Below are 14388 nucleotides of genomic sequence, written 5' to 3'. Positions count from 1 at the left end.
CTTTACACCATACACTGCCGTAACTCATAAACAAACACCTGAACCAATACTAAAAATACGACTAGTTCAGGTAACGTCAGTAAACTGTATTACTCTGGCATGACTCGCGCAGTTTTACCGTCGATATTCACCCGGACACGCTGCCCAACCTGAAAGATAACATTTGGATTAACTTCCTGAACGATAGCTACCGTTTCTCCGCTATCCATTTTAATCGTCAGGTTTACACCATTACGGCGTGTTACCCCTTCCGCGGCCTTGCTACCGGCAACACCACCAAGTACACCACCACCAATAGCTGCAATATCAGAGCCGGAACCACCACCTATTTTCGAACCAAGGATCCCACCGACAGCAGCACCAGCAATAGCACCAACAACCTGACCTTCACCTTCTATCGTTACAGGTTCGGTTTTGACAATGGTACCATAGCGCACTTGCTGAATAGTTCGAGTATCAGCAACACCGTAAGAGTCGCCATAAGGGTTATTAGAACAGCCTGAGAAGCCAAGAGTCGAAAGGAACAATACAATAAAATAAAAAATTCTCACATTATCACCTGCATGACTTACGTAATTGACACCCAATGCCATAAGTATAGCAAGATGCTCTTTTTATCCCGCCAAGCTCATCAACACCGAGAGTAATAACAGCAACAATTGCATATTTAGTATTCAATGATGCTCGGAAACACCGCTTTTTAATTGATTTTTATCCAAAAACGGATATTTTATGCACCTCCCGCATTCACCTTAGCCATTCAACGATGAAAAAGCGAAGCCCTTACACCCGATTGATGGTGACATCTGTTGCTTTTTCAATGCTCTATTTCTTTTTATTTGCTGCCAGTACGCTTCCAGGGTATTCCCACTTCCCTTACACATTTCACTGGAAAACAGAAGTAAGAGAAACCAATCGTTCCGAGGAGAAACGGGAAAAATCTGATAGTTTTGATTTTGCCTTCTTACCTGCTGAACCACCAGCCGACTTACAGAGAAAGCAATTAACTTTACCGCAAATCATTATTGAGCCGGCTAAGCATCGGCAGTCAACAAGCAGCCAATCCCTTTGGAGACTTCAACACCAGTTAATCCATAACCGACTCATCGAAAAACGATTTATCTGGCAAAAAACAGCTCATATAAAACAAATAAGGCCTTGGCACTTAATTGCAATGAAGGCTGTACAATTACCTGCACTAATAATGTTTCAGTCACCGTCTGAACACCGATTGGGCGGTTGGAAAGAAAGTAACGCAATATACCGGGCACTCAATGACCATCCGGTGTAATAGTGCTATCACAGCCATACCTTTTGAAATTTAAGACCATTGCCTTACTAAAAATTTATACCTATTGACCCAAACTATGTTTAATTATCGACCTAGACTTGATTTGCCTTTACTCATGGCAATCTCAATGCTTATGTTCCTCGGCTCCCTGACTGTTTGGAGTGCCAGTGGATTCAGTGACCCCATGCTGGAGCGACACCTAATAAGGGCACTTATAGCATTAAGTGCTATTGTAGTTATGTCCTCCATTCCACCGATCAAATATCAACACATTGCACCCTATTTATATGGAGTAGCCACCGTGTTACTTCTTGGTGTGATTATCATGGGCGACAGTACCAACGGTTCACAACGCTGGCTCGCTCTTGGACCCATTCGTTTCCAACCTTCTGAGCTGGTAAAAGTCGCAGTACCTATGATGATTGCCTGGATGCTGGTAACCGATGCAGGGAGACCGGATTTAAAGAAAATCATGACTTGCCTAATGATTACTGCGATTCCGGCAGGACTTATTTTTATTCAGCCTGACCTGGATGGCGCAATATTTACCGTCATTTACGCACTATTTGTACTCTATTTTGCGGGTATGAGCTGGAAAATCATCTCATCCTTTCTGGCTGCAATAGCAACAGCGGTGCCTATCCTATGGTTCTTCGTTATGGCGGCTTATCAGAAAAAACGTGTGACTCAATTCCTTAACCCTGAATCTGACCCACTTGGTGCCGGTTACCAGATCATCCAATCGCTTATTGCAATCGGTTCTGGTGGTATAAAAGGAAAAGGTTGGACTAATGCAACCCAAGGTCATTTAGGCTTTATACCTGAAAGCCATACTGACTTCATTTTTTCCACCTTTGCCGAAGAATGGGGGTTTATTGGTAGTGTTATTCTTCTGAGCCTTTACCTTTTCATTACTGGGCGGGTTATTTGGCTTGCTTGTCAGTGTGAATCACCATTCAACCGCCTGGTAAGTGGCGCACTGGCACTGAGTTTTTTCCTATATGCCTTTATTAATATCGGTATGGTCAGCGGCGGCTTACCAGTAATGGGAAGCCCACTACCTTTCTTCAGCTACGGCGGTACTGCCATGATCACCCAAGGCGTCTGCTTTGGCATCATCATGTCTCTTTGCCTGTACAAGCCTTACAAGAAAAGATAGTCCGCATCCAATATAACAGACGGGCTTGCATTCCTTTGCAAGCTCGTTTATTGCAAGCCCGCATTGAAATCAGCACAGATGCTGTACAATATTTCCCTTCAGTTTGATATTAAACCTTAATTCAAAACACTCGAAATTTTTTTGAGCATCGTATCTGCGTTAGTCGGCTTAACGATATAGTCATTCGCCCCAAGATCTAAACAACTTTGGAAATTATTCATATCTGTGTAGCTAGTTAGCATAATTACCGGCATATCAGCCAATTGTGGCACATTTTTCATCGCCGCCAATGTTTCAATTCCATTCATTATTGGCATATCAATATCTAGTATCACCAAGTCAGGAAGTATCACTTTGGATTTTAAAATGGCCTCGACACCATTCGATGCCTTCTCTACATGAATACCTTTAGGCTCAAGCATCGTTGAGATAATCTTCAACATAAACTCCTGATCGTCAGCCACGACAATAGTTATACCCTCAAGCTTATTTCCTCCGGATTTAGCCAATTTTGACTGTTGCTCGCTAAGATCGGATTCCAGTTCACCAAAGAACACATCACTTTGATCTTTCAGTTCATCGAGCTGTATCCCTACCTGATTATCTTTCAAATTGTCGAGAAGTTTTTCTAATTGTCCCGCCTCAAGAGTATCGAATAGTTTTTGTACTTCTCGTTTCAATGCGCTATTGGGTATATCGCCAAAAATACCATTAAAACCACGGGTAATCTTTTCGATTAGAGAGACATGTTTTTTACCCACAGACTGATATTTTGTTTTCAACCCGCCAATTTCATCAGTAATATGCTTGATATCCTTATCAACCTTTTTCGCTTGTGACTCCAGTAAATCTGTCTGGATTTTCAAAGTCAAATACTCGTAGAGTTTTATCATCGAAAAGGCAACTTTATTGTTATCATAAATAGGCTTTATGGTTTCATAGCAATCAAAAACACCTTCAATACATGACGAGAAAGCTGTTTTTCTGTATTGTTTATCACAAAGTAACAAGGAAGCATGAGGTAAGCTAAAAATATTTCGAAAACCTGAAGGGCTTTGTAAAAATTGTTTTACTGCCACAGCCTCTTCAACTTATTCGAAAGCATATATAAACAACAATGGCTTATCATCCTCTGCTAAAGAGATAAGCTTTTCACTCTGCTTATTTCCAATGCACTCAAAATGAATGCTTGGAAAATATGGGCACAAAATATATCTAACAATGTCAATAAATCCCTTTTTGTGATAAAAAACAACAACACTCGCGTTATCACAACTTTTCATCATTCCACCTTAAGCAACACAGTTCAATCAAGTAAGAGTCAAACATCTTCAATAATTTTCTCTTTCGTGAAAAAATCATTTAGACGTTCAATTTCCAAACTTAACTCTTGTTCAAGTTTTTTAATTTCACCCCAACTCTCATCAATAGCAAACATTTCCATGCCTTCAAATATTTGACCTAGCTTTATTATTGCGCTTGAGTTTGAAGCACCTTTTGCAGTATGAGCAGCACGTCTTAATGACTCTCCATCACGAAGGTGAATAGCGCTTAACACGTCATCATAATCACTTTTTAAACTGCTCCAAAAAGAAGACAGAATAGTATTTATTACTTCTTTATCACTAGTACCTAAAATTTTAGATAAATTATCAAAGTTAACAGGGCTTTCTTGTCGCGACATTGAGTTAATATCACACTCATTATCATCACCTTCCAACACGAAGGGTTGCTCATCGGTATTTTCAATCAGCAAGCATTGATTTCTAACCCAAACAGATAATATCTTCCTTAATTTATCCAATTCAACAGGCTTGGAAACATAGTCATCCATACCTGACTCCAAACAGTGATCCGCCTCTCCCACCAAGGCATTAGCAGTAATCGCGATAATCGTTGTGCGGTGCCCGCTACACAGCATTTCCTCTTCATTTCGTATTGCTGATGTCAGTTCGAAACCATCCATATTTGGCATATGACAGTCCGTTAGAAGAAGATGAAATCGGCCTGTACGCCATTTCCCCAAAGCTTCTATACCATCATTGGCCATTTCGAAGTTATATCCCAACTTAGACAACTGCTGCCCAATCACTTCCCTATTGGTCGGCTGGTCTTCAGCTACAAGGATCAAGCTATCACTATTATCAACATCCCCAAGGTTCACCATACCCGCATGCTCTCTACAAAACTCTTTGTCCTGCCATTTATCAAATGCAGCACTCTCGCTACCTGACATTATCGAAAGCGCATAAATGAGTTCTGAAGGTTTTAAGGGCTGAGAACGAACTATGTAAGTATTACCTTCCACGCCACCTCTATCGGAAGATATTTCTTCATCCAATAACAAAACATTTGGCTTTTCCATATATGAAAGATCAAATACTTTCATAACTTCATCAACTGTATCCAAACTATCAACAATTACAATGTCGACATTCCAATTGATGTAGTCAGTATTTGACATTTCAATATTTACATCATCAATATTATTAAAGTTGCATTTAACTTGTTCTAAAACATTACAAACAACCACATTCAGTGATTCATCAATTAAAGCAACTAATACATTGGCTGAAATAATATCCACATTAGATAATTCACATTTATGCTCTTCGTCTTTTTCTATAGGGATGACAACATTAAATGAGCTACCTTTATATAGCTCACTTTCAACATCAATATAGCCATTCATCATATCAACAAAAGACTTAGTAATAGTCAGCCCCAAACCTGTACCACCGTACTTTCTGGTCGTAGATGAATCAGCTTGGGTGAATGGCTGGAAAAGCTTTCCTTGCTGAGATTTACTCATCCCAATGCCATTATCCATTACTTCTATACCAATATTTAATTCGCCATCAAGGCCACAAACCAAGCTTGTTCGAACAAAAACCACACCCTGTTTATTTCTGTCTTGAGAGAACTTAATCGCATTACCTAATATATTCACGATAATTTGTCGTATTCTTACAGGATCAATAAGTAAGCGTTCAGGGACATGAAGTTCAGGTAAGATATATAATTTAGCATTATGATTAATCGCATGCCCCCATAAAGCCTCAGCACTACGTTCAATAATTGCTAACAATGAAGTTGGTGCTAAATCAAGCTCCATCTGGCCTGACTCTATTTTTGAAAAATCCAATATCCCATTAATAATTTCCAGTAACGAGAAAGACGAATCCCGTACAGTCGCCGTCATCCTTTCCTGTTCTGGGCTCAGAGACGTTTCCCTCAACAAGTCAATCATTCCGATAACGCTGTTCATCGGTGTCCGGATTTCGTGGCTCATTACAGCTAAAAAATTCGACTTCGCTTCATTCGCCTGACGAGCTAATTGCCCCTCTTTCTTAAGTGCTATTTGCGTTAAACGCTCATCTGTAATATCAAGGTTCACGCCAAACATTTTAATAGCCTGGCCATTTTTACTGACAACATCCGCAGCAGCCTTTACCCAACGAGTGTCACCCGTTTGCTTATTGTAAATTCGAAACTCTGCGGAAAATGAAACAAGATCTTCAATCGTTCTTTTTATTTTAACTTCTGTGTCATCAATATCATCAGGGTGAACCTGCCCACGCCACACATCATAATCAAGATCGGTTATTTCCCTGTCTATGCCATATATTTCATACATCCTCGCATCCCAAGACAGGTCATTATTAACCATATCCCAAGACCAATTGCTGATCCCACCAGCCTCAGATGCTAAATCCCGCCCTCGAATTAACTCTTCCCGTTGCCACTTTGATTCTTCCAGTTCTCTCTCAAACTGCTTCCGATCACTGATATCTTCCACAATTGAAATAAAATATTTAGGTTTAAACAGTGAATCACGAACCAGCGATACCGATAAGTTAATCCAAACTATTCGCCCATCTTTACTGTAAAAGCGCTTATCTATACTGTACGTTTTAATCTCGTTATCAATGACCCTCCTGACCATAATAAGATCTTTCTTCAGATCTTCCGGGTGAGTAATGGCCTGAAAGTTAGTCTTCAATAATTCTTCTTTACTATAACCAATAATGTCACACAGCTTTTGATTGACTTCTAACCAACGCCCGCTAATGTCAACCCGAGCAATACCAACAGCAGCCTGACTAAACGCGGCCCGATAAATCAACTCATGTTCAGTTAAATCCTCGGAATATTGAGAATCCTGTTGTGGGAAAAAATGCTGAGAACAATTTGCCAGTTTTTTTAGCGGTGCAATAACATACCAAATCATTAACCCGGCTATAGCCATAACACTCACCAAGATAACTGAAATCAAGGTCAATGTTACTAACTGAATTGTTTGGGCTTCTATAACCGCACCCAATATAACTTGTTCAAAAAAATCAAAATAGCTAATAACAGCCCCCACCAAACCAGCACATATGCAACAATAATAGTACCTTGTTAGCAATGTACTAATTTCACGCGTTTTTTCTTGAGCTTGATTGAGTATTCACACTTTCCTTTGCCATACTGTCTTTGATACTAATAGCAATGAATATCCATTCAGCATCATCAAGGAAGAAGAATGAAAGACGAAACGCTATCGATACACTACGGTTACGAAACCGATCCAACAACCAAATCTGTTGCCACACCTATTTACCAAACAGTGGCTTACGAATTTGACAACGCCCAACACGGCGCGGATCTGTTTAATTTAGAAGTGCCCGGTAACATCTATACCCGAATAATGAACCCAACCAATGATGTGTTAGAACAACGTATGGCGGCACTGGAAGGAGGAATCGCTGGTTTGGTTGTAAGTGCCGGAAGTGCGGCTATTAATTACGCAATTCTCACCCTGGCAGAAGCCGGAGATAATATTGTTTCCACTCCGCAGCTCTACGGTGGCACCTATACTTTGTTTGCTCATATGCTCCCCAAACAAGGCATCGAAGTTCGTTTTGCAGAAGATGACAAACCAGAAAGCCTTGCCAAGCTCATTGATGAGAAAACTAAGGCTGTATATTGCGAAAGTATCGGAAACCCAGCTGGGAATATTGTCGATATTGAACGTATTGCTGAACTTGCACATGCTGAAGGTGTACCCGTTATTGTCGATAACACCGTTGCGACACCTGCACTCTGCAAACCCATCCATTTCGGTGCCGATATTGTCGTCCACTCATTGACAAAATATGTTGGCGGCCATGGCACCACTCTGGGCGGCGCTATCATTGATTCAGGTAAATTCCCTTGGAGCCAGCATAAAGATCGCTTCCCTGTACTTAATCAGCCAGAGCCTTCATACCATGGTGTTATCTACACTAAAGCTTTCGGTGAGGCCGCCTTTATCGGCCGCGCCCGAACCGTTCCGTTACGTAACACAGGTTCAGCGCTATCACCATTGAATGCCTTTATGCTGATACAAGGGCTGGAAACGTTACCACTGCGAATGGAAAGGCACACTGAAAATGCTCTCAAAGTTGCTGAGTTTCTGAAAAATCACAGTAAGGTTAGCTGGGTTAGCTATGCCGGATTGCCCGATTCCCCATTCTACCCATTAGCTGAAAAATACATGAATGGTAAGCCATCAGCGATTTTGTCTTTTGGCCTCAAAGGTGGATATAATGCCGGTGTTCACTTTTATGACAGCCTGAAAATCTTTAAGCGTCTGGTCAATATCGGTGATGCTAAATCACTAGCCTGTCACCCTGCATCAACTACCCACCGCCAGCTCAGCGAAGAAGAGCAGCAGCAGGCCGGTGTCAGCCCTGAAATGATCCGCCTCTCTGTTGGGATCGAGCATATTGATGATATTTTGGCTGATCTTGAGCAGGCGCTAAGCGCATAACCTGACTTAACATCATCAATTCATAGTGTAAATCACATGTAGCAACTAATAGCAGTTGCCACATTCAGGGATATATTTAGATGTAATAATGTGATTTAGCTGCCTAACCCCCAAAGTAAAATGAGCTACTTATGCCATGTTCACCTTTTCAACTCTCTTTGTATTCAGAGCAGATATCATTCGATTAATTTGTTTACTGCTTAATTCGATGAACCATTGAAACTCGTATATACAGTTCCAGAATGGTGAATTGAGCCAATAGAACACATTACGTTCAACACAAGCCTAACTAGCGAACCTTTCTATACTCAATAGTGATTTAGTTATATCAAAACCCTGTAGGGAATACGCTATGGGTAGACTATTGTTTCTGTTTATTACCTTTATCATCTTCGGGAGCCAGCCTCTTGCAGCATTAGCCGTGAGTGATTCTGAAAAATATGCCCACGCCCGAGAGAATATGGTCCAAAGCCAGCTAAGTAAGCGTGGCATTGTAGACAAGCGAGTGCTGATGGCTATGAAAAAGCTCCCTCGACACCTTTTTGTCCCGAAGATACTGGCTTTCAAAGCATATACAGATTCCCCCCTGCCGATAGGCGAAGGACAGACCATATCACAGCCCTATATTGTTGCCCTGATGACGGAAGTACTTGAACTCACTGGCAGTGAAAGAGTACTTGAGATAGGAACCGGCTCTGGATACCAGGCAGCGGTGCTTTCCCAAGTAGCAAAAGAGGTGATTAGCATCGAGATCAAGGAAAAGCTCTGCACTAAGGCCAGCAGGCTTCTGAACTCTCTTGGCTATACCAATGTTGAGGTACAATGTGGTGACGGCTACTTCGGCTGGAATAAGGGAGCGCCCTATGATGCAATAATGCTCACAGCCGCTGTTGACCATATCCCCCCGCCCCTTTTGGCGCAGCTCAAAGATGGAGGGCTGCTGGTTCTTCCTCTGGGAAACCCCTTCAGCTATCAAAATCTTGTGCTCGTCACCAAAAAGGGGGATGACTATAAGGTTTGGCAAATCGCCGGTGTTCTCTTTGTTCCCATGACCGGACACGCAATACAGTCCTCCGGGGAATAACAATGACTCTCCTTGCTGTTTTCCTGGTATCCCTCTCTTCTCTTGCCTTTGAGATACTTCTCGCCAGGATCTTCTCAATCAGTCAATGGAATCACCTCTCTTTTATGGTGATCAGCATCGCGCTATTCGGCTTTGCTGCTAGCGGCACCGTACTGAGTATTCTTGATTCAAGGAAAAGTGACTGGATAAAACGATTAACTACAGAGAAAGCAACAACGGTTTTAGTACTTCTCTACAGCTGCTCAACGCTTACTTCTTTTATCATTCTTACCACGCTTCCCATTGATTACTTCAGGCTATCACTGGAGTCGATTCAGGCATTCTATCTTTTTCTCAGCTATACGCTTCTCGCAATACCGTTTTTTTTCGCTGGATTGGTTGTGCTGACAGCTTATGTAGAGCAGCCGGAAAACACAGGAATCATCTACTTTTCCACTATGGCCGGTTCTGCTCTGGGAACCATTCTTCCCTCCTTATTACTACCTTTTATCGGGGAAGGAAAACTCGTCGTGGCCGTTGCAATCGTCCCCCTTTGTTATGTAAATGCAGCCGCTTTCATAAAAAATGAAAACAACATCGCTTCCCGTTTTCCTATCCGGAATCTTGTGATCACCCTACTAAGTGTTTGTTCTGTGGTGCTGACTGCGACGTTGCTCTTCACCCCATGGGGCAGCGCTCAGCTGGCTGTCACCCCTTCACCGTATAAATCACTGAGCCAACTTCAACAGTTTCCACATTCAACAGTAACAAAATCAAAGAGCAGCATAACCGGCAAAATAGAAACCGTAACCAGCCCTTATATCCGTTATGCCCCGGGCCTCAGTCTTAAATATAGCGGCAGCCTTCCTGTGCAAAAATCCATTTTCCGGGACGGAGACGAGCAGTTGGTTCTCTATGGCGCTGAGGGCAATTTAAAGACGTTCGACTTTGCGAAATTAACCTTGCCGGCGGTAGGCTACGATCTTGTACCTTCCCCCCAAAGCGCACTTCTGATCATAAGAGAGGGAGGGACCAGCGTACCTGCGGCACTTTCTGCTGAGATCCCGGAACTGACCGTTATTCATGAAAGCCCCGTCATATCTCAAGCCATAGGGGAACATTATCATTTGCACACGACGTCCGAAAATCCTCGAATATTTCTCAGGCAATCGCAAAAAAAATACGACATCATCCATATTGAAAAGTGGGGCACATCCCTGCCTGGCTCAGCGGCTTTGAGTCAGGAATATCTTTTTACCACAGAAGCCTTCGGAGAGTACCTGAACCACCTTTCTGAAAAAGGGATAATTATCATTTCACGCAAGCTGCTTCTTCCTCCATCCGACTCGATCCGTCTTTTTTCCACGGCACTTCATGTACTACAGGAGCGCGACCTAAAAGACCCACAGCATCACCTTGTTCTATTAAGAAACTGGGGGATTTTCACGCTGATCATCAGCAAAAATCCTATCGAAAATACAGAAATTCCAATGGGTTTTGCTGAAAAGCTGAATTTCGACATTGTTTACATCCGGGATATGCAGCCTTCTCTTGCCAATCGCTTCAATGTTTTCGAACTCCCCCATCATTACCTTGCCATCGAAAAACTGATCCAGCATTACAGCGAAAAAAGGGATAAACAATTTTTTGATGATTACCTTCTGGATACTGCACCTCAGGATGACTACAGACCATTCCCAGGCCGCTTTATCAAGTGGGACAGGTTAGATGATTTGTACCGGAGCTTGGGAAGCAGACCCTATTCGATGCTTCTGTCCGGTGAGATCGTCATTGCTGTGGTTTTTTTCGAGGCACTGACTGTCGCGGCCCTGCTATTATTGCTTCCTAAATTGCTAGCCAAAGGAAGAAAAGAGCAAGTTCCTTTAACGCAGAAGTTTTACTTCTTCTCCATAGGGGCAGGATTCATGTTCGTGGAGATTTATTTTATCAAGGCCTATATCCTGATCTTTTCCAGCCCGGTGCTCAGCTTTACTTTTGTCCTGGCAGGTATTCTGCTCTCTTCCGGGATCGGCGGGTGGTGGTCTCAGAAAATGAGGAAGAATGCAGTTATCTATTCTCTTACGACTCTCCTCCTAGCACTCCTTGGTATTATTATCTTTATAGATCAGCTACTAGATTACCTTCTAGGATTACCCGAGCTTCTTCGTTATTTATTCGCTCTGCTTATACTCTTTCCGCCAGGGATTTTAATGGGAGTGCCGTTCGCACTGGGAATGCGCAGTCTCCTTACAACCCCTTTACAGCGAGCCTATGCCTGGGCGATAAACGGATGCGCCTCGGTTCTCACCTCCATTGTCGCGGCTGGACTTGCCCTGCATTTCGGTATCCAATCCATTATGCTTTGCGCAACAGTATTTTACTTATTAGCGGCACTTTGCTCGAAAGGTGCAGGGACAAATCAAATTGGAGCAAGCAACCAGATCTAGTAACATCGTGGTTAAATAACTGACAGATCACATCCCGACTAATCCAATTTAGGCTACTCATCTTTAGGAGGTTTAATCGGCACAAAAGTACGACGTTGACGAGCTTCTATCCCCTGCTCTTCCCCTCCAACAAGTTTACCTCTTATAACTGGTGTAATTTTCCCTTCATCTCCTGAAGATACAGGTTCATAATCGGAATTATTTCTATCTTCTCCACTTTGTACAGTGTTCATTTGCTTTTCAAGATACTGAAATTCATTGATTGGAGTAATGATCACACTTTGCTTATCATCTTGAAGATTGTCGTTATTTAAACGCTCATCGTTAAAGCTAGCTTGTTTTGAGGTGTCAGCTCCATTTGTGATATTAATTGATTTCGATAATTTCGGTAATACCTCAAGACTTTCATTGCTAATGTCAATTATCAAGTGTCTAGATATAATACTTTCTGATTTGTTATTTGGATGTAAAGCATTCTGGACTTGTTTCTTTTCCTGATTCTGTTCAGTAACTATTTTCTTCGTATTAATTGAGTTCTCTATCGACTTATCATCACTCTTTGTTTCGACTGGGATCAGATGCATTTCCTGCTTAAACTCTGTATTAAGCCCACTTAACTTCGAGCCACCACTACGGGGTTCATATATATCCATTAGTTGACCGTGTGGTGTTGGCATTATATCTAGCTCAATATTCGTGTTATCTCTTAAGCCTAACTTTGGACTTTGAAAGCTAAAAATGGCTAATTTTTCATCCCAAACCTGCAAAATTGAAAGTTCTTTTTGCCACTCATCATCAAAGCTCACAGCCAAGTCCGTTACATGAAGTTGTGTCGATAACTGCCTATTTGCCCTTTCATATCTCAAGTGTAACTTCTTACGCATTTGCTCCCAGTTCGTTCCTCCGGTCATCAAATATCGAGTGCTATCAGCCCAATATTGATAAGCAATAGCGTTATTTTCTCTATCTGCTGCAATTGCAGCCAAAGCTTCTGACAGCCCTGCATGTTGCCACATGTTCTGGCGTCCAAGTTTGGACTCCGAGCTTAAAAACGTAATTGTCAGCTGATGCCAACGCTCTGATGCCTGCGTATTACGACCAATATTAACTAAATAAGTCGCTTTACTGTACGGTGTCAATTCAACATATACAGCCGCAGGATAGGCCGAACCCGAAAAAAGAATTCCAATAAGAAATAACTCTCGACATCGTAGTATTTTCTTGCTCATCGGAATGTCTCCACTAAGCAGCGACCAGGGTGATAAAAGCGTGACTGAAACTGTACATCGCGATATTCCTTAACATTACGAGGACGGTAGAGTTTACCATTTGCTTTATAGAGCAACGCTTCCATCACCCCAGCATTCGTTTGAAGCGTTATACTTTTTTCATAGGCACTACTTAATTCATAACGTCCTTCGTACCATCCTCGTTCTGGATCATAGAGCTCTTTAACTAGCGTCAGCAATCTATCTGTATAATCAGTTTTCCACAAAGCCCACATCTGAAAAGCGACACGAGTTGAAACTAAAGCCAGCTCATCATGGGAGCTTCCGTCATCTGCGACCGTAATCCATGGCGTACCAAGCGCATACAGGCTGTCGTAAACAAAGTAAGGTTCACCCGTAACGACATGCTCACCACGGGCCGTATAAATTCGATCTACATCCCACCGAGATTCTTGCAGGCGATAAACTGAATCCGCCATTGCAGCAAGTACCTGATTGCTGTGATCTGAATCAGCTGAGTGAGTATCATCAATATCATCCCAATTAAACTCCATCCCCAAAAGTAGATATGGCGTACTATATACAGGCCTAAGCACATCGTAATGACGAGGGTCACGACCATCAAATAACAAATCAATACCATTGATAGTCACCACCTCATATGGATCCAACCTCATCGCTTTTGCAGGCACAATTTGCCAATCGAGATAACCATAAGATGTGTATTCTTCAAGCCCTAAACGACCTTCTTTATAACGTTGAACTTGCCGACCGCTAATCGTGGCCCCAAATAATTCTCCGTCTTCAGTCACAAGTTCACAAAAGTTCCAGCGTAAAACAGCTTTATCGATATATTCAGAAAACTCAGGGTTACGCTGTTTAGTCATTGCTAACACAATAAGCAACCGCCCGATATCTATTGATGACCAGCCGATTTGTTCTGGTTGATTAGCATAATTAACCATTTCACCCGTTGCTGTTCCATACACTTTATTTGGAACCCCTGTTAGACCCAGAGACATCTTCGCCAAAAAGCTGATGGCAAGCGACAGTCGCTCATCGTGCTCTTTTGTCGTAATAAACTCGAACTCTTGCGCTGCCATCAGTGCAACCAGATAATCAGCTAATGATGAAAGACTCATTGTGGGATAACGGTCTATTGAGTTAACTAGGCCAGTTTTAAGCTCTGTATTATTTTCAAAGTACTGCCAAGCTGTTTTCGCCCACGCCAGTTCCTGCTCAGTTAAGGTTCCATAACGTCCCTGTCGAATCATCTGCGACTCGCTAAGAGTAGTAATTCCGTTTTGCACACCTTGGTAAATCACCCCACATGAAGACAAGCAAAGTACCGAGCATAATAATAGTGTTTTTCTCAACATCTACATCCCTTAAATTGAGAACA

General features: G+C 42.2%; 10 protein-coding genes. 5 read left to right on the top strand and 5 right to left on the bottom strand.

What is annotated here, in order from left to right; all coding sequences use genetic code 11:
- Positions 1-89: 89 nt before the first annotated feature.
- The gene (locus Q0852_RS01560) at positions 90-551 is read right to left on the bottom strand and encodes a glycine zipper 2TM domain-containing protein (protein ID WP_299013194.1); all 462 of its coding nucleotides are present in this window, start codon (positions 549-551) and stop codon (positions 90-92) included.
- 245 nt (positions 552-796) lie between these two features.
- Here Q0852_RS01560 and Q0852_RS01555 point away from each other — a divergent pair, with 245 nt between their 5' ends.
- Together Q0852_RS01555 and rodA are read left to right on the top strand one after the other, a co-directional pair.
- Positions 797-1291: a hypothetical protein gene (locus Q0852_RS01555; protein WP_299013192.1), complete on the top strand. Its 495-nt coding sequence runs from the start codon at positions 797-799 to the stop codon at positions 1289-1291.
- Positions 1292-1367: 76 nt separating this feature from the next.
- Entirely contained in the window at positions 1368-2450 is a 1083-nt protein-coding gene (rodA, locus tag Q0852_RS01550; protein ID WP_299013191.1) for a rod shape-determining protein RodA, read from the top strand.
- Positions 2451-2566: 116 nt separating this feature from the next.
- On the opposite strand, the gene Q0852_RS01545 is transcribed toward rodA, so the two are convergent.
- Positions 2567-3529, bottom strand: a complete 963-nt coding sequence (locus tag Q0852_RS01545) for a PleD family two-component system response regulator (RefSeq protein ID WP_299013189.1) — start codon at positions 3527-3529, stop codon at positions 2567-2569.
- Positions 3530-3771: 242 nt separating this feature from the next.
- Positions 3772-6819: a PAS domain S-box protein gene (locus Q0852_RS01540; RefSeq protein ID WP_299013188.1), complete on the bottom strand. Its 3048-nt coding sequence runs from the start codon at positions 6817-6819 to the stop codon at positions 3772-3774.
- 159 nt (positions 6820-6978) lie between these two features.
- Here Q0852_RS01540 and Q0852_RS01535 point away from each other — a divergent pair, with 159 nt between their 5' ends.
- The 3 genes from Q0852_RS01535 to Q0852_RS01525 all read left to right on the top strand — a co-directional run bounded on the left by Q0852_RS01535 (position 6979) and on the right by Q0852_RS01525 (position 11757).
- On the top strand, positions 6979-8247 hold the full coding sequence (locus tag Q0852_RS01535) for an O-acetylhomoserine aminocarboxypropyltransferase/cysteine synthase family protein (RefSeq protein WP_299013187.1): 1269 nt from the start codon (positions 6979-6981) through the stop codon (positions 8245-8247).
- Between the two features lie 352 nt (positions 8248-8599).
- Complete coding sequence (locus tag Q0852_RS01530; protein ID WP_299013185.1) at positions 8600-9331, top strand: protein-L-isoaspartate(D-aspartate) O-methyltransferase; 732 nt, start codon at positions 8600-8602, stop codon at positions 9329-9331.
- Positions 9332-9333: 2 nt separating this feature from the next.
- Positions 9334-11757 carry a hypothetical protein gene (locus Q0852_RS01525; protein ID WP_299013184.1) on the top strand — a complete coding sequence of 808 codons (2424 nt, stop codon included), beginning with the start codon at positions 9334-9336 and terminating at the stop codon, positions 11755-11757.
- A gap of 53 nt (positions 11758-11810) precedes the next feature.
- Here Q0852_RS01525 and Q0852_RS01520 read toward each other — a convergent pair whose 3' ends face one another.
- Together Q0852_RS01520 and Q0852_RS01515 are read right to left on the bottom strand one after the other, a co-directional pair.
- Positions 11811-12986: a hypothetical protein gene (locus tag Q0852_RS01520; RefSeq protein ID WP_299013182.1), complete on the bottom strand. Its 1176-nt coding sequence runs from the start codon at positions 12984-12986 to the stop codon at positions 11811-11813.
- Complete coding sequence (locus Q0852_RS01515; RefSeq protein ID WP_299013181.1) at positions 12983-14365, bottom strand: DUF3131 domain-containing protein; 1383 nt, start codon at positions 14363-14365, stop codon at positions 12983-12985. Before Q0852_RS01515 ends, Q0852_RS01520 begins: the two co-directional genes overlap by 4 nt.
- Positions 14366-14388: the final 23 nt, after the last annotated feature.

Origin of the sequence: uncultured Photobacterium sp., assembly GCF_947502415.1 — a bacterium.
Lineage (GTDB): Bacteria > Pseudomonadota > Gammaproteobacteria > Enterobacterales > Vibrionaceae > Photobacterium.
Note: the sequence above shows the minus strand (reverse complement) of the source record. Positions and strands in the feature narration are given on the sequence as shown.

Bases quoted from the DNA above. Each gene is read 5' to 3' on its own strand.
- Q0852_RS01555 (WP_299013192.1), top strand. From the start codon at position 797: ATGGTGACATCTGTTGCTTTTTCAATGCTCTATTTCTTTTTATTTGCT.
- rodA (WP_299013191.1), top strand. From the start codon at position 1,368: ATGTTTAATTATCGACCTAGACTTGATTTGCCTTTACTCATGGCAATC.
- Q0852_RS01535 (WP_299013187.1), top strand. From the start codon at position 6,979: ATGAAAGACGAAACGCTATCGATACACTACGGTTACGAAACCGATCCA.
- Q0852_RS01530 (WP_299013185.1), top strand. From the start codon at position 8,600: ATGGGTAGACTATTGTTTCTGTTTATTACCTTTATCATCTTCGGGAGC.
- Q0852_RS01525 (WP_299013184.1), top strand. From the start codon at position 9,334: ATGACTCTCCTTGCTGTTTTCCTGGTATCCCTCTCTTCTCTTGCCTTT.
- Q0852_RS01520 (WP_299013182.1), bottom strand. From the start codon at position 12,986: ATGAGCAAGAAAATACTACGATGTCGAGAGTTATTTCTTATTGGAATT.
- Q0852_RS01515 (WP_299013181.1), bottom strand. From the start codon at position 14,365: ATGTTGAGAAAAACACTATTATTATGCTCGGTACTTTGCTTGTCTTCA.